Origin of the sequence: Microbacterium sp. LWO13-1.2 (assembly GCF_038397725.1) — a bacterium.
Taxonomy (GTDB): Bacteria; Actinomycetota; Actinomycetes; order Actinomycetales; family Microbacteriaceae; genus Microbacterium.
The window spans coordinates 3,918,407-3,934,830 of record NZ_CP151634.1; the positions used below are offsets into that span (position 1 = coordinate 3,918,407).

Below are 16,424 nucleotides of genomic sequence, written 5' to 3' on the forward strand. Positions count from 1 at the left end.
CTACCCACGAGCCGCACGGGGTTCGACGTCGGGCTCTGCCAGCGGATCCGCCAGCAGCGGCGCGAACGCGAGTTCCGCGGCGCCGATGAGCAATCGGTCATCTCCCAGCGCTGCAGGAAGGATCCTCACGTCGTCGGCCGGGTCGGCCATCGCATGCACGCGCATCGCCGCGTCGAGCGCATCCGCGTCCGCCGACAGGAGCATGCTCAGGAATCCGCCGAGCACGATCATCGACGGGTTGAGCACGTTGACGGCGCTGGCGAGAGTGGACGCGAGGACACGACGTTGGCGGGAGAGCTCGCCGATCACGGCGTCGTCGGTCGCCGCAGCCAGCGCTTCCGCGAGGATCAGGTCGTCGGCGGCCGCGATGCCGAGCACGTCCAGCAGACGCGCTCTGGATACCTCGTCCTCGAGCACCCCGTCGCGGCTGCGCCGGTCGGCCGGATCCGCGATCACGGCCTTGTTCTGCCCCCATTCCCCCGCGTACCCTCCCGCTCCGCCGACCAGTCGACCGTCGATGATGAGCCCGCCGCCGATGCCGCTCGCCCCGCCGTTGAGATAGACGACGTCGTCGTTTCCGACGGCCGCTCCGAAGAGATGCTCCGCCTTGGCCCCGAGGCTCGCGTCGTTGCCGACGGCGACGGGCAGACCGGTCGCCGCCTGAACCAGGGTGCCGATCGATGCTTCCCGCCAGCCGAGGTGCGGCGCGTACCGCACCACCGCGTCGGTCGCGCGGACGAGGCCGGGCACGGCCACGCCCACACCGACGACGCGGAGGCCCGACAGCTCACGGTTCCGCCACTCATCGAGAATGCGCGCCACGGAACTCGCCGTATCCTCGGGGGTGATCAGGCGGTCGACGACTTCGCGTGCCCGAACGCGGACGAGTCCGTTCAAGCCGACGGCCGCCATCTCGATCGCGTCGATCTCGGGGTTGACCGCGATCGCCACGACGTCGTCACTCGCAGCGACCACGGGTGAGGGTCGACCGGCGCGTCGTGTCGGGTCGGGTTCGCGTTCGACGGCCAGACCGGCATCGACCAGGGTGCTGACGAGATCTGCGATGGTGGAGCGGTTCAGGCCGGTGGCCACCGTGAGCCGCGCGCGCGACTGCGGTCCGCCTTCATGCACCAGTCGCAGCACCTCACCGAGGTTGCGTCGACGCACGCCCTCCACGCTTCTCGCGCCGTCTGCCACGGATGCCCCTCCCACCGGTTGCCTGTTCGGCCGGCCCGTTCAGCCTATCCTCGACCCCCGATCGCGACGGGCTGGACAAGGAGTCAAGTGTGACATAAGTTGTTGTTGCCAACTTATCCCATCTTCCGCTGGAGCATCCCATGACAACCCCCACCCGCGACGACAAGTTCTCCTTCGGCCTGTGGACCGTCGGCTACAACGGTGCCGATCCCTTCGGCGGCCCGACCCGACCGGCGCTCGACGTCGTGCATGCCGTCGAGAAGCTCGCCGAGCTCGGCGCCTACGGCCTGACGTTCCACGATGACGACCTGTTCGCCTTCGGATCGACCGATGCCGAGCGGCAGACCCAGATCGACCGCTTGAAGGGGGCGATGGCCGACACCGGTCTGATCGTTCCGATGGTGACCACCAACCTGTTCAGCGCCCCGGTCTTCAAGGACGGCGGCTTCACCTCGAACGACCGCGACGTGCGCCGCTTCGCCCTGCGCAAGGTCTTCCGCCAGCTCGACCTCGGCGCCGAGCTCGGGGCGAAGACCTTCGTGATGTGGGGCGGTCGCGAAGGCGCGGAGTACGACTCCGCCAAGGACGTGCGTGCCGCCCTCGAGCGCTACCGTGAGGCCGTCAACCTCCTCGGCGATTACGTCACCGACAAAGGCTACGACATCCGTTTCGCGATCGAGCCGAAGCCGAACGAGCCTCGAGGCGACATCCTGCTTCCGACGCTCGGACACGCGATCGCGTTCATCGACTCGCTCGAGCGCCCCGAGCTGGTCGGCGTGAACCCCGAAGTCGGTCACGAGCAGATGGCTGGGCTCAACTTCACCGCGGGCATCGCGCAGGCGCTGTTCCACGGCAAGCTCTTCCACATCGACCTCAACGGCCAGCGGGGCATCAAGTACGACCAGGACCTCGTCTTCGGCCACGGAGATCTGCACAACGCCTTCTCGCTCGTCGACCTTCTCGAGAACGGCGGACCCGGCGGTGTGCCCGCCTATGACGGCCCCCGTCACTTCGACTACAAGCCTTCGCGCACCGAAGACGAGAAGGGTGTCTGGGACTCGGCCGCCGCGAACATGCGCACGTACCTGTTGCTCAAGGAACGTGCGGCCGCATTCCGCGCCGACCCCGAGGTGCAGGAGGCTCTCGCCGCGGCCCGTGTCGACGAGCTGTCCGTGCCCACACTCGCCCCCGGAGAGTCGTACGACGACTTCCTCGCCGACCGCACCGCCTACGAGGACTTCGACCCCGCGACGTACTTCGGAGGCAAGGGGTTCGGGTTCGTCCGTCTGCAGCAGCTCGCGACCGAGCACCTCCTCGGCGCCCGCTGAGTCCGGCGATGGCACTCGTTCTCGGGGTCGACTCCTCGACCCAGTCCTGCAAGGTCGTCATCGTCGATTCCGAGACGGGTGCCGTCGTGCGCTCCGGCAGGGCCAGCCACCCCGATGGCACGTCCGTCGACCCCGAGGCGTGGTGGACGGCACTCCAGTCGGCGATCGCGGAGGCCGGAGGTCTTGAAGACATCGCGGCCTGGTCGATCGGCAGCCAGCAGCACGGCATGGTAGTGCTGGATGCCGACGGCACCGTGATCCGCGATGCCCTGCTGTGGAACGACACCCGCTCTGCGGGAGCCGCAGCAGACCTGATCGCCGAGTTCGGCGCGCCGACGCTGGCCGCGCGAACGGGCCTCGTCCCCGTGGCGTCGTTCACGATCACCAAGCTGCGCTGGCTGCGTGACAACGAGCCCGACAACGCGAAGCGTGTCGCCGCTGTCGCGCTTCCGCACGACTGGCTGACGTGGCGTCTGCGCGGCTTCGGCCCAGCGAACCCGGTGCTGGCCGAGCTCGTCACCGACCGATCCGACGCCTCGGGCACCGGATACTGGAACCCGGCGACGGGCGAGTACGACCGCGAGCTGCTGGTGGCCGCGCTCGGCCACGATGCCGTGCTGCCCCGAGTCTTGGCTGCCGATGACGCCGTCGCCGATGCGGACGGTCGTCCGGTCGGTCCCGGCGCCGGCGACAATGCGGCTGCCGCACTGGGGCTGGATACTCGGCCTGGCGACGTCGTGGTCTCGATCGGGACCTCGGGGACGGTGTTCGCGATCAGCACGGAGCGCGTCGAGGACCCGACCGGCACGGTGGCCGGCTTCGCCGATGCCTCCGGGCGATTCCTTCCCCTCGTGGCGACGTTGAACGCGGCCCGAGTCCTCGATGCCACCGCAGCTCTCCTCGGAGTGTCGCTCGAGGAGTTCAGCGACCTCGCCCTGCGCGCATCACCGGGGGCGGGCGGGCTCAGCCTGCTGCCCTACTTCGAGGGCGAGCGCACCCCGAATCTGCCTGATGCGACGGCCTCGCTCTCCGGCATGACCCTGGCATCGACGACCCGCCCCAATCTGGCGCGGGCAGCCGTGGAGGGGATGCTGCGCGGACTCGGCGCGGGACTCGACGCACTGCGCGACCTCGGCATCCCTCTTGAGCGCGCTCTGCTCATCGGGGGTGGGGCACAATCCGAGGCAGTGCGAAAGATCGCTCCCGAAGTGCTCGGCCTTCCGGTCGAGGTGCCGGAGATCGCGGAGTACGTGGCCCTCGGCGCCGCCCGCCAGGCCGCGCGACTGACCGCGCGCGCCTAGCCCGGCATAGACGACAGGCCCGCACGATTCCTCGTGCGGGCCTGTCGTCTGTGCGGCTTCAGACCAGGGTCTCCTGCCACGCCGCGTGCAGCTGCGCGAACTTTCCGGTGCCGCCGATGAGAGCCGCAGGTGTGTCGTCCTCGATGATCCGCCCGTGCTCCATCACCAACACCCGGTCGGCGATGGCGACTGTCGACAGGCGGTGCGCGATGATGATCGCCGTCCGGTCGGCGAGCAGCGTCTGCAGCGCATCCTGGATCAACCGCTCAGACGGAATGTCCAGCGATGCCGTCGCCTCGTCGAGGATCAGCACTGCCGGGTCGGCGAGGAAGGCGCGTGCGAACGAGATCAGCTGACGCTGCCCCGCCGACACCCGACCGCCGCGCTTGTTCACGTCGGTGCTGTACCCGTCCGGCAGCGAGGAGATGAACTCATCCGCTCCGACTGCGCGCGCGGCCGTCCGAATCTCGTCGAGCGTGGCATCCGGCTTGCCCAGTGCGATGTTGTCGGCGACCGTCCCGCTGAACAGGTAGGCCTCCTGGGTGACCATCACGATCGCGCGACGCAGGTCCTTCGGATGCAGCTTCCGCAGGTCCACACCATCGAGGGTGACACTGCCCAACGTCGGGTCGTAGAACCGCGAGATGAGCTTCGCCAGCGTCGACTTGCCCGCGCCCGTGGTGCCCACCAGCGCGATCGTCTGCCCAGCGGGGATGTCGAGCGAGAAGTCCGGCAGGATCGTCTTCTCGCCGTTGTAGCCGAACGTGACGTCCTCGAAGCGGATCGCGCCGCGCGACTCCCACAGGTCGACCGGCTTCTCGGGGTCCGGCACCGTCGGCTGCTCGTCGAGCACCCCGGACACCTTCTCCAGCGCTGCCGTCGCCGACTGGTAGGAGTTCAGGAACATCGCGATCTCCTGCATCGGCGCGAAGAAGTTCCGCACGTACAGCACAGCCGACAGCAGCACTCCGACGGTGAGCGCACCCGTGGAGACACGGATGCCACCCCAGAGCACGACCATGCCGAGAGTGAGCGCCGCGACGCCCATCAGCCCCGGTTCGAAGGTGCCGAAGAGCAGCATCGAACGTCGGTTGATGTCGCGGTAGTCGCCGGCGACCTTCTGGAAGGTGACATCGTTGCGGGGCTCCTTGCGGAACGCCTTCACGGCGCGGATGCCCGTCATCGTCTCGACGAACTGCACGATCACCTTGGCGCTGATCACACGGGATTCCCGGTAGACGAGCTGCGAGCGCGAGTAGAACCAGCGCATCAGCATCATCAACGGGATACCGGCGAGCGCGAGGATCACGCCCGACTGCCAGTCCCAGACGACGAGGGCGATGAAGGTGAACGCGCCGAAGAGGACGCCCGAGACGAGGTTGTTCAGGCCGCCGTCCAGGAGCTCTCGGATCGAGTCGAGGTCGCTGGTCTGCCGCGAGATGATGCGACCGGACGTGTACGACTCGTGGAACTCGAGGCTCAATCGCTGCGTGTGCAGGAAGATGCGCTTGCGCAGATCCAGCAGCACCGCCTGAGTGATCCTGGCAGCGATCATCACGTACCAGGCGATGAGCACGGCAGCGGCCGCACCTGCGAACAGGTACACGAAACCGATGACGAAGGTCGGCATCCAGTCCGCACGCTCGATCACCGCCGGCAGCGCCTGGTCGAGCCCGATACTGATCAGGATCGGACCTGCCACCTGCAACGCCGTCGAGATGACGAGCACAGCAGCGGCGAGGACGACCTGCGGTCGCAGCGGACGGATCAACGACCCCAGCAGGCGCAGCGACCGCTGACGGATCGCCTTGCTCTCCTCGCGGGTGTAGTTCGAACGGTCTTCGTTCTGTGTTCCGGTGATTGCGGAGCTCATGCCTGCACCTCCTCTTCGATGGTCAGTTCTTCTTCGGGCAGATCATCCTCTTCGGATGCATCGGCCTCGTCTCGGATGATCGGGATGGCACCGGTGCGTGCAGCCTCTTCCGCTTCGAGGCTGGAGATCACGTGCCGGTAGTGGGAACTGGACCGCAGCAGTTCGGAGTGCGTGCCGACCGCGGTGACCTTTCCTCGTTCGAGCAGCGCTACCCGATCGGCGAGCGCCACCGTCGACGGGCGGTGCGCGACGACCAGTGCCGTCGTCTCGGCGAGGACGTGCCGCAGGGCTTCCTCGACGAGCGCCTCGGTGTCGACGTCCAAGGCCGAGAGAGGATCATCGAGCACGAGCACCCGCGGGTTCGCCGCGACAGCGCGAGCGAGGGCGAGACGCTGACGCTGTCCGCCGGAGAGGCTGAGCCCCTCCTCGCCGATGATCGTCTCCACGCCCTCAGGGAGTGCGTCGACGAAACCTGCCTGGGCGACATCCAGCGCCTCGCGCAACACGCGTTCGGCCTCTTCGCTGTGCACGTCGAGCTCGGCCCGGCCGAGCAGCACGTTCTCCCGCACGGATGCCGAGAACAAGGTCGCATCCTCGAAAGCCATCGCGATGTGCTGGCGCAGCTCGGCGAGTGTCAGGTCGCGCACGTCCACGCCGTCGAGCGTGACGCGCCCGCCGGTGACGTCGTAGAGGCGAGCCGGGAGCGTCGTCAGCGTCGTCTTGCCGCTGCCGGTGAGGCCGACGAGCGCCATCGTCTCGCCCGGACGCAGCACCAGGTCGATGCCGTCGAGCAGGTCGCGCTCGTGGGCTCCCGCATCCTGATACCGGAAGTGCGCGTTCTCGAACACCAGCTCACCACGGGGGTTCGCGATGTGCACCGGGTTCTCCGGGTCGGTGATCGAGTTCGTCTCGGAGAAGATGTCGAAGACGCGGTCGGTTGCCGTGCGGGCGTCGAGCATGAACGAGAACAGGAAGCCGATCGACTCGATCGGCCAGCGCAGCACGGTCGCCATCGCGAAGAACGCGAACAGCTCGGGGAGATCGATGGCGCCCTGCGAGATCAGCCAGATGCCCGTCATCAGGCTGAGACCGAACGCGATCTGCGGCATCAGGTCGAGCCAGAACCAGATCGAGGCGATGGCCCCGGCCTTGCTCATCTCGGTCTCGCGGAGCGTCTCGGCCTGACGGCTGAAGCGGCTGAGCGCGTGCTTGCCGCGTCCGAACGCCTTCAGCACCCGGATGCCGTGCACGCTCTCTTCGACGCTGGTCGCGAGGTCGCCTGCCTGGTCCTGGCTGCGTCGTGTGAGCGCGCCGTAGCGCTTCTCGAACAGGTATCCCCGGATCCAGAGCGGAATCGCCGTGACGAGGAAGATCGTTCCCAGCAACCAGTGCCAGCGGAACAGCAGCACGGCGCCGATGATGATCGTGAGCACGTTCACGACCAGCAGCACCAGGCCGAATGCCAACCAGCGGCGGATCAGACCGATGTCCTGCATCATGCGGCTGAGCAGCTGCCCTGACTGCCAGCGGTCGTGGAACGACACGGGCAGCGTCTGCAGCCGGGAGTAGAGGTCGGTCCGCATGCGGTACTCGACCTCGGTCGCCGGGTTCAGCACGAACCAGCGGCGCAGCCAGATCATGGCCGCTTCTCCGATGGCGAGGGCGAAGACCGCCACAGCGCCCCACGCGATGGCGCCGATCTCACCGGACTGGACAGGACCGCTGATGATCTGCTCGAGCACGAGCGGGATCATCAACGCGATGACGGCGGCGACGAGTGCACTGCCGGCACCGCCGACGAGTCGCCAGATGACCGGCTTCACGAACGGCTTGAGCCGCCAGAGTGCGGCGGGTGTGGAGAGGGTGGACGAAGGCGAAGTGTTCTGCGAAGAAGGCGAGGAAGACATGTCTCTCAGACGAGTTTCGTATGGAAAGCGGTTGCTGAAGGGGCCGGAAGCGGAACGGGCTCTCAGAGCCGGGCATCCGACACAGAAGGCGCGGAGCGACCCGCGGCAGTTGGTCTAAGGAAGCAGGCGCACCGGGGTCGAGCCGAGAGCTGCGATCTGCGCGACGGCGATCGTGGTCATGGTGTCCTCCTCAGAGCTCGGCTGTGTCGTCCGGTCGGTGCGACAGCCCATCAGCCTATTGCTGGGAACCAGCTGATCGCAAGAGTCATTCCCGAATTTCCCGGTTCCGGTCGCGATCGGCGCTGTTTCCCGCATCGGAGGGGCGGCCGCGATCGCCCGTTGTCGCTCAGTCGCGGACGGTGGCCCCGAGCTCCGTGCGGAGGAACCGCTGCAGGTTGCCGCCGAGCACCGCAAGAATGTCAGCTTCTGCCCATCCGCGACGAAGGAGCGCCTCCGTCACCAGTGGGAACCCGGCCGGACCTTCCAGGCCAGGGAGGTATTCATCGGCGGGTACGCCTTCGATGGTCGTCTGCACGCAGCAGGGCGCCGTGGTGTCGTCGATCACTTCCTGAACGAAATCGGAGCCCATCCCGACGTGTTCGAGGCCCGCGACCGAGACCACGTGTTCGAAGTGGTCGACGAGCGTGTCGATCGCGTACTCGCTCTCGTGCAGGTACGGCGCGAAGAAGTTGATGCAGACCAGCCCGCCGCTCGCGGCGATCCCCGTGAGCTGCGAGTCCGTGAGGTTCCGATGGTGGTCGAACAACGCCCTGGCGGATGAGTGGGTCGCCATCACCGGGCGGGTGGCGAGCTCGAGCACGTGGTCGACGCCACCTGCACCGAGGTGACTGACGTCGAAGATCATCCCGATCCGCTCCATCTCGGCGACGGCGCGGATACCCGATCGAGTGAGCCTGCTGCCGGCGGCGTCCTCGCCGCTCCCATCAGCGAAGGCGCTTCGGCCGAAGTGCGCGACCGATCCCACCCGCACCCCGAGCCGGTGGACCGTCTCCAGCATCTCGACGTCATCGGCGATACCCGGCATGCCCTCCAGAGCCAGAACGAGCGCGATGCGCCCATCGGCGATCACCCGGTCGATATCGGCGCCCGTGAGGCACAGACCGACAGCATCCGCATTGCCCTCGGCGAGACGGTGCGCCGCCTCGATCATCCGCAGAGTCCGCCGCAGAGCGCCCTCCGGCCGATACGCGTCGTCGATGAAGACCGGCAGGATCTGCAGATCGACGCCGCCCTCCTGCAGCTGTGGAAGCCATTGCGCGCGGAAGAAGTCCGACCACAGCTCCGACGGTCTGCTGGCGACGGCGCAGAGCAGATCATTGTGCGCATCCGCGACGATCGCGCGGCGATGCAGGTCCGTGGCCAGGTCGAGGGTCATACGTCCATTCTCCGATCAGCGCGGCTGGTATGCAGGTGCAACGCCCGGCCATCTCCGACATCGCCGAGAAAAGGCACGCGCCGGTCGATCCAGGCCTCGATGTCTTCGAGCTGCCGCATCCGCCCTCCTCGGTCTCGGAACGGGACGAGCCTATGGCCGGGTCACGAGGAGGACTTGGTCGGATAGCACAACGACGGGGCGCTCGAATCGTCGCCCAGGCTCAACGTCCGACGGACTCCCTGGCCAGCAGCCGCTCCTTCACGTCGAGGCCCCAGGCGAACCCGCCGAGGCTGCCATCCGTGCGCAGCACGCGGTGGCAGGGGACGAACAGAGCAGGCGCGTTCCGCGCGCAGATGGAGGCGGCCGCCCGCACGGCGCGCGGGTTGTCCAGGACGGCGGCGAAACCTGTGTAGGTCAGCGGCACTCCCGGATCGATGCGGCGTAGTGCCGCCCAGCCCGCGAGTTGCATCGCAGTCCCGGTCTGCTTCACGGCGACGGCATCGATCGCGGACAGGTCGCCGGCGTAGTAGGCGAGCGTGGCCGCGGCGGCATCGGTGTCACCCTCGCGGACATCTGCCGGGCGTGCGACGGGGCTCAGTCGCTCGATGATCACCTGCTGGTCGGTCGTCCACCCGGATGCGAGCACCCGCTGCCGGTCGTCGGCGAGGATCGTGAACGGTCCGTCGGGGGTTTCCAGAGTCTGGATGAGGGCGGTCATGATGTCTCCTTCGAAGTCGTGGTCTTGGCAATGCGGCGGGCGGATGCGGGCCGCACCGGCGCCGCCCGCCAGAGGTGCGCGGTCAGGTAGCTCCGCCACGGCGCGGTGCGCTCGGTCCAGGCCGTGAGCGGAGCGGGGTCGCCGGGAAGTCCCGATGCCGCAGCACCAGCGCGCACCGCGACATCCCCCGGCAGGAACACGTCCGGATCGCCGAGCACGCGCATCCGCACATAGTCCGCCGTCCACGGGCCGATACCGGGCATCGCCATCAGCGCCCGCCGTTGTTCGACACCGTCGTCACCGACGGTGAGGGTGAGGGATCCGTCGGCGAGTGCCGCCGCCGCACCGGTGATCGCACGGATACGGGCCGCAGGCCCGCGGAGCACCTCGGCTCCGCGGTCGGCGATCGCCGCCATCGTCGGGAAGAGCAGGCCGCCTTCGGGGGTCCGCTCCCCCAACGCATCCGCAAGCGCAGCCAGCGCCGTGCGTGCGGCCGCCACGGTGATCTGCTGCCCGACCATCGCGCGGATGAGCATCTCGTGCGGATCGGCCGAGCCCGGAACGCGGATGCCGGGGCATCGCGCGACGAGCGGTGCGAGTTCGGGGTGCGCGGCGAGCGCCTCGTCGACGGCGAGCGGGTCGGCGTCGAGGTCGAAGATCCGCCGGACGGTGGCGACGAGCGGCGCGAGATCGGCAAGCTGAGTGACTCTGGCACGCAGGTGAAGACGCTCATCGGATTCCTGACGCACCTCGAACCAGGTCGGCCCGCCTGCCATGCGCAGGTGGCGCGCGAACGAAGTCGCCGTCGCCTCCTCGACGCCCGGGAGCGCCCGCGCGGACATCCACGCGAAGACGCCGCCGGCATCCAGGGGTCCGCGGTACGGGAGGACGAGATCGATGGAGCCTGGCGCCTCGGCGCCGCTCACCTCCACGCTCGTACCACCGGCCGCTGATCCGGCCGACGGGCGCCGCCGGGCTCTGAGCTCGCCCGGCGTGAGTCCGAAGACCTCGCGGATCGTGTCATTGCACTGGCGGATGCTGGCGAAACCGGCAGCGAACGCCACTTCCGAGATCGGCATGTCCGTGCCGACGAGGAGCATCCGCGCGGTGTGCGCGCGATGCGCCCTGGCGAGCGCAAGAGGACCGGCGCCGAGTTCGGTGCTGAGGAGCCTCGTCAAGTGCCTGCTCGAATAGCCGAGGCGAGCAGCGAGCCCGGGCACACCCTCGCGCTCGACATAGCCTGCGGCGATGAGGCGCATCGCCCGGGCTGCGGTGTCACCGCGCAGATTCCAGGCCGGCGAGCCGGGAGCGGCTTCCGGGAGGCATCTCTTGCAGGCTCGGAAGCCGGCCTCGTGGGCGGCGGCACTGGTGGGATAGAACGTGACGTTCTTCTGCATCGGGGTGCGTGCAGGGCAGCTCGGACGACAGTAGATCCCCGTCGAGCGGACTGCGGTCACGAACTGCCCGTCGAAGCGGGTGTCGCGTGCACTGATCGCGCGGTATCGCTCGTCGAAGTCGGTGATCGGGAAGCTCATGCCTCCACTCTGACACGCCTCACCGACGCCGGCTGGCGGAAATCGGACATCGCGGTGACGTCGGACTCCGGGCACCGGAGAGAACCGTGGCACCGGTCCGCGCGAACTGCGGACAGGAGTCCCTGGTCCTGCGATGGCGCGCGCGCGATACTTGAGAAATCGGAGGGCGCTTGTCCGCTCTCCTGAGAGAAGGAGCATCATGCGCGGATCTCGATGCCTTGCCGCTCTGGGCATAGGAGCGGCGCTGCTCGTCTCCGGCTGTGCCGGCCCAGCGCCCACCACCCCGACGGCGACTCCGCAGGCGGGCGTCACCGCACAACGGGAATCGACCTGTGTCGTCGATCCCGAAGCCGTCCTCTCCGCTCGTCTGCCGAAGACCGCGACCGATCCGATGCCCACGGATCTGGCTTCCGAGGTCGACGCTGCAGCGACGGCATCCTTCGCACTCGCTGCAGCTCCCGGCGCGATCGTGTTCGTGCAGACTCCAGAGGGCACGTTCAGCAAGGCGTACGGCATGGCCGACCCGACGACCGGCGCACCGATGGCGACGGACATGTATCAGCGCGTCGGTTCCGTCACCAAGACCTTCACAGTGACCGTGGTGCTGCAGCTCGCCGAAGAGGGGTTGCTCACCCTCGACGATCCCATCGGCACGTACATCGACGGGGTTCCCAACGGCGACCTCGTCACCCTGCGTCAACTGTCCGACATGACCAGCGGGGTCGCCAGTTACACGTTCGATGAAACCTGGCTTCAGACGTTCATGAACGAACCGGACCGAGTGTGGAATCCGCAGGAGCTCGTCGACATCGGCATCTCACTCCCGCCGTTGTTCGAACCGGGCGCGGAGTTCGACTACTCCAACACCAACACGGTGCTCCTCGGCCAGGTCATCGAACAGGTGACCGGTCAGGACGTCGCGAGCGTGTTCGCCGAGCGGATCTTCGACCCGCTCGGGTTGTCTGCCACGTCGGATCCTGGTTCGTCTGCTGCGTTCCCCGAGCCGCATCCGCGCGGGTATACCCTCCAGTCCCCCACTGCCACGCCGGAGAACCCCACGGACACGACCGACTGGAATCCCTCCTGGGGGTGGACGGCCGGTCAGTTGATCTCGAACGGGCAGGACATGCTCGTCTATGCCCGCGCGCTGGGGACGGGACAAGGCCTCCTGGATGCCGAGACGCAGATCGAGCGACTCACCTCATTCCCGGGCGCCGCCGGATACGGCCTCGGGATGGGATGCAGCAGCGGTTGGGTCGGTCACGCCGGAGAGCTGCCGGGATTCAACAGCTCCGTCTTCTACGACACGTCCAGCGACAGCACCGTGATCACGATGACCAACAGCGATATCGCGTCCGGGGACTGCGCGCAGTCACCGACACTCCTCGACAACCCGACGGGTGAGGTGTGTTCCAGCCCCGCGACACGGATGTTCGTGAGCATCTCCGAGGCTCTGGGCAACACTTTCGTCCCCGCTCCCAAGCAATGACCGCTGAAGAAGGTGCAATCATGCGCAGATCCTCCGTCATCGTCGCCGCCTCTGTGGCGGTCGCTGTCACCGTCCTCGCCGGGTGCACTGCGCCGGAGAGCCAGAAGACGAAGGTCGAGATCGGGGCCTCGCCCAACCAGGACGTTCTCGCCCTTCCCGATGGCAGCATCGACGCCGCGATCAAGAAGCTGCCCGACGTCGTGAGATCGGCCATGGAGCGAAGCGGCGTGCCTGGCATCGCCGTGTCGGTCGTGCACGGCGACGAGACGGTCTTCGCCGAGGGCTACGGCGTGCGGAAGAAGGGCGAGGACGCCGAGGTCGATGCCGACACGGTGTTCCAGATCGCGTCGCTGTCGAAACCGGTGGGTGCGACGGTCGTCGCGACGCAGGTCTCGCAAGGTGTCGTCGACTGGACGAGTCCGGTCGCTCAGTCCCTGCCCGGATTCGCGCTGGCGGATCCGTGGATCACCGAGCACGCGACCATCGGCGACTTCTACGCGCATCGCACCGGGTTGCCGTTCGCCGCCGGAGATCTGCTGGAGGACATCGGATACGACCGCACCTACGTGCTCGATCACCTCGCGCTGCAGCCCCTCGCCCCGTTCCGCGCGAGCTACGCCTACGCGAACTTCGGCATCACGGTCGGCGCGGAGGCGGTCGCCACGGCCGCCGGCACCGACTGGGCGACGCTCTCCGAGGAACAGCTCTACGACCCGCTGGGGATGGACGCCACCAGTTCGCGGTATGAGGATTTTCTCGCGCAGGACAACCGCGCCAGCCTGCACGCCATGGTGGGCGAGGGCGAATTCGAACCGCGCTTCGAACGCGACCCCGATGCGCAGTCGCCTGCCGGCGGTGTCTCGTCGAGCGTGAACGACTTGGCTCAATGGATGCGACTCGTCCTCGCCGGTGGTACCTATGCGGGTGCGGAGCTGATCGCAGAAGCGGCGCTGCTGCCCGCCCTCAGTCCGCAGAACGTCTCGGCACCACCGCACGCGCTGGACCAGCGCGCAGGCCAGTACGGCTACGGCTTCGGGGTGGGGATGCAGCCGAGCGGCCGGGTGACCCTGAGCCACTCCGGAGCCTTCATCCTCGGTGCAGCGACGAACGTGCAGATGTTGCCGTCGGCGGACCTCGGGATCGTGGTGCTGACCAACGGCGCTCCGATCGGCGTTCCGGAGGCGATTGCCGCCGAGTTCGTCGATCTGGTGCAGTTCGGCTACAGCACGCGCGACTGGCTGGGTGACTACGGGCAGGCCATGGCGGGGTATCACCAACCCGCCGGCGATCTCACCGGCGAGACCCCGCCCGCGAATCCTGCGCCGGCCCAGCCCCTGTCCGCGTACGCCGGCACGTACGCCAACGACTACTACGGCGCAGCGGTCGTCTCCGAGGAGGACGGCATGCTCACACTCGCCGTGGGGCCCGACGGCGGTTCCACCGCGCAACTCGACCCCTGGGACGGCGACACCTTCGCTTTCATACCGCTCGGCGAGAACGCACCGGCGGGATCGCTGTCTTCCGCGGTGTTCACGATCGCCGGCGGCGCCGCCACCTCGATGACCCTCGACTTCTTCAATGCGGAGCCCGGGCTCCTCGGAACCTGGACACGGGTACAGTGAGACTTCCCCCGAAATCGGGTCGTGTGGTCTGAGCATGGCGGCGGTCGAAGACGTGCGGGCTCTGGGCACCGAGTTGGAGCGCTCCTACCCGGTGCGTGTACGCGGAAGATTGAAGTTCCGCGTCGGTCAGCTCGTGTACGTCGCGTTCGCCCTCGACGAGAGCGTGATGGGGTTCGCGTTTCCGAAGGAGGAGCGCGAGGCGTTGGTCGGAGGAGATCCGCGCAAGTTCCAGATGCCGTCGACGTCGGACCTGCGATTCAACTGGGTGCACGCAGAACTGGCAGCGCTGGAACCTGCGGAGGCTCGCGAACTCGTCGTCGATGCGTGGCGAATGGTCGTCCCGAGCAAGCTCGCTCGTGCCTACGATCTCGCTCATCCGGGCGGCCCGGGTTGAGAGCTCGTCCGGTCTTTGAGCGACATCTCGACTCGCTAGCGCTCGCTCAGTGCGGGTCTCCGCGCGCGAAACGAGTTCCTCTCGTTCGGTCGTTGAGCGAGCGGAGCGAGACGAAACGCGTCATGATCTACTCGACTTCGAGAAAGTTGAAAAAGTTTCTCTGATCGGCCTCTTTTCGGGGCCTCAATGTCGGTGGCCCTAGGCAGAATGAGGGGTATGAACAACCCCGTACCTCTCCTCGATCAGGTCGTCTCCGACCTCGACCAGGTGCTGAGTGCGGATGCTCTCGCGTCGCTGTCGGATGCCGACCGGATGCATGTTCTTCGCATCGCCGGTGAAGCCTTCCGCCGCATCGAGGCGGTCGTCGTGGAAACGACGGCCGGAGCAGAACCCGGATTCCCGGAAGAGTTCGGATGCCGGAACATGAACGAACTGCTGCAGCGGGTGCTGCGTGTCGACGCACCGGGCGCTGCACGGGTCGTGAAGGCCGCGGATCTGCTGCACCGAGATGTCGAACTCACCTCCGGCGCACGACTGCCGGCCCAGTGGCCCGCACTGCGCGGCGCGATGCTCGACGGAACGATCGGGATCGCCGGGCTGCTCGCCGCGACCGGCCCGATCGAACGGGCAGGGGTCCGGATCGGGGCAGCCGACCGGCTGCGTGCGGATGCCGAACTCGCCGGCCAGGCCCGCGGCTACGTCCTCGCTGATGCCGATGCCGACTTCGGCGAGCGGGCGGATGCCGATACTGTGCCCGCCGATGTGGCGCCTCCGGCGACGCCGGAGGATCTGAAGCAGTTCGCGCAGCTGATCGCCCTGTATCTGGATCCGGACGGCTCTGCCCCGTCGGAGGCGGAGGCATCGCAGAACCGGTCGTTCACTGTCGGGAGGCTCCGCAACGGGACCTATCCGGTCCGTGGGAACATGCTCCCCGAGGTCTACGCGCAGATGCAGCTCATCTTCGACGCCCAGTTGAACCCGAAGACTGACGGCCCGGCCGACTTGGGTGTGATGTTCCGCCCCTCCGACGAGATCGACGGCCACGATGACGGCGCAGATGGCGCGGATCCGTTCAACTCCGACCCGAGGAACGTGATCGACCCGCGCACCCGCGCCCAGAAGCAGCATGACGCCCTCGCCGCAGCACTGGGCATCGCGGCCCGCCACGACGACATGCCCAGCTCGGCGGCGCGGCACCGACTCTCGTCGTGCACATCGACGCTTCGGACTTCGCCGCGGGCGCCGGTGCGAAGTTCGCAGTCGGATCAGCCGCAGACGCGCTCCCTGTGCCGGACAGCGGCACCAACACCGACAGCGGCGTCAACAGCGACACCGGCGCCGGAGCGGGATTCGCGGCCGGTTGGGCGACGATCCCCGGCGTTGACGCCCCGGTCTCGGCATCCGTCGCCTCCCACACCGCCTGCACGGGTACGATCCAACGCGTCTTGTTCGACGAGGGCCGCATCGTCGGGATCAGCGTCACCGACCGGGTCTTCACCGTCCACCAACGCCGCGCGATCGTGCTCCGCGACAAAGAATGCCTCATCCCGGGCTGCCACGTCCCGGCATCCTGGTGCGAGATCCACCACGTGACCGAACACGCCCGCGGCGGACCACCCACACCGACAACGGGGTGCCCTTGTGCTGGCACCACCACCGCACCC

Annotated in this window: 13 protein-coding genes; 6 read left to right on the forward strand and 7 right to left on the reverse strand. The window is 67.8% G+C overall.

Going from position 1 to position 16,424, the window contains the following annotated elements:
- Entirely contained in the window at positions 1 to 1,197 is a 1,197-nt protein-coding gene (locus MRBLWO13_RS18740; RefSeq protein ID WP_341975603.1) for an ROK family transcriptional regulator, read from the reverse strand.
- A gap of 140 nt (positions 1,198 to 1,337) precedes the next feature.
- Here MRBLWO13_RS18740 and xylA point away from each other — a divergent pair, with 140 nt between their 5' ends.
- Together xylA and xylB are read left to right on the forward strand one after the other, a co-directional pair.
- Positions 1,338 to 2,525, forward strand: a complete 1,188-nt coding sequence (gene xylA, locus MRBLWO13_RS18745) for a xylose isomerase (protein WP_341975604.1) — start codon at positions 1,338 to 1,340, stop codon at positions 2,523 to 2,525.
- A gap of 8 nt (positions 2,526 to 2,533) precedes the next feature.
- Positions 2,534 to 3,826 (forward strand): xylulokinase, encoded by a 1,293-nt coding sequence (xylB, locus tag MRBLWO13_RS18750; RefSeq protein ID WP_341975605.1) that lies wholly within the window; start codon positions 2,534 to 2,536, stop codon positions 3,824 to 3,826.
- A 58-nt stretch (positions 3,827 to 3,884) separates the two neighbouring features.
- On the opposite strand, the gene MRBLWO13_RS18755 is transcribed toward xylB, so the two are convergent.
- The 6 genes from MRBLWO13_RS18755 to MRBLWO13_RS18780 all read right to left on the reverse strand — a co-directional run bounded on the left by MRBLWO13_RS18755 (position 3,885) and on the right by MRBLWO13_RS18780 (position 11,255).
- Positions 3,885 to 5,699: an ABC transporter ATP-binding protein gene (locus MRBLWO13_RS18755; protein WP_341975606.1), complete on the reverse strand. Its 1,815-nt coding sequence runs from the start codon at positions 5,697 to 5,699 to the stop codon at positions 3,885 to 3,887.
- The gene (locus MRBLWO13_RS18760; protein WP_341975607.1) at positions 5,696 to 7,606 is read right to left on the reverse strand and encodes an ABC transporter ATP-binding protein; all 1,911 of its coding nucleotides are present in this window, start codon (positions 7,604 to 7,606) and stop codon (positions 5,696 to 5,698) included. The genes MRBLWO13_RS18755 and MRBLWO13_RS18760 overlap by 4 nt, the downstream gene beginning before the upstream one ends.
- 346 nt (positions 7,607 to 7,952) lie before the next feature.
- Positions 7,953 to 9,002, reverse strand: coding sequence for a membrane dipeptidase (locus MRBLWO13_RS18765; RefSeq protein ID WP_341975608.1), 1,050 nt, complete (start codon positions 9,000 to 9,002; stop codon positions 7,953 to 7,955).
- A complete protein-coding gene (locus tag MRBLWO13_RS18770) occupies positions 8,999 to 9,121 on the reverse strand; it encodes a hypothetical protein (RefSeq protein WP_341975610.1) in 123 nt (40 codons plus the stop codon). The genes MRBLWO13_RS18765 and MRBLWO13_RS18770 overlap by 4 nt, the downstream gene beginning before the upstream one ends.
- Before the next feature lie 101 nt (positions 9,122 to 9,222).
- Complete coding sequence (locus MRBLWO13_RS18775) at positions 9,223 to 9,720, reverse strand: methylated-DNA--[protein]-cysteine S-methyltransferase (protein ID WP_341975611.1); 498 nt, start codon at positions 9,718 to 9,720, stop codon at positions 9,223 to 9,225.
- Positions 9,717 to 11,255: an AlkA N-terminal domain-containing protein gene (locus MRBLWO13_RS18780; protein WP_341975612.1), complete on the reverse strand. Its 1,539-nt coding sequence runs from the start codon at positions 11,253 to 11,255 to the stop codon at positions 9,717 to 9,719. Before MRBLWO13_RS18780 ends, MRBLWO13_RS18775 begins: the two co-directional genes overlap by 4 nt.
- Positions 11,256 to 11,454: 199 nt before the next feature.
- On the opposite strand from MRBLWO13_RS18780, the gene MRBLWO13_RS18785 reads away from it, so the two are divergent.
- From MRBLWO13_RS18785 to MRBLWO13_RS18800, 4 genes are all read left to right on the forward strand, one after another.
- Positions 11,455 to 12,744 (forward strand): serine hydrolase domain-containing protein, encoded by a 1,290-nt coding sequence (locus tag MRBLWO13_RS18785; protein ID WP_341975613.1) that lies wholly within the window; start codon positions 11,455 to 11,457, stop codon positions 12,742 to 12,744.
- A 20-nt stretch (positions 12,745 to 12,764) separates the two neighbouring features.
- A complete protein-coding gene (locus MRBLWO13_RS18790) occupies positions 12,765 to 14,366 on the forward strand; it encodes a serine hydrolase (protein ID WP_341975614.1) in 1,602 nt (533 codons plus the stop codon).
- Positions 14,367 to 14,400: 34 nt separating this feature from the next.
- Positions 14,401 to 14,760: a hypothetical protein gene (locus MRBLWO13_RS18795; protein ID WP_341975615.1), complete on the forward strand. Its 360-nt coding sequence runs from the start codon at positions 14,401 to 14,403 to the stop codon at positions 14,758 to 14,760.
- 216 nt (positions 14,761 to 14,976) lie between these two features.
- The gene (locus MRBLWO13_RS18800; protein WP_341975616.1) at positions 14,977 to 16,353 is read left to right on the forward strand and encodes a DUF222 domain-containing protein; all 1,377 of its coding nucleotides are present in this window, start codon (positions 14,977 to 14,979) and stop codon (positions 16,351 to 16,353) included.
- Positions 16,354 to 16,424: the final 71 nt, after the last annotated feature.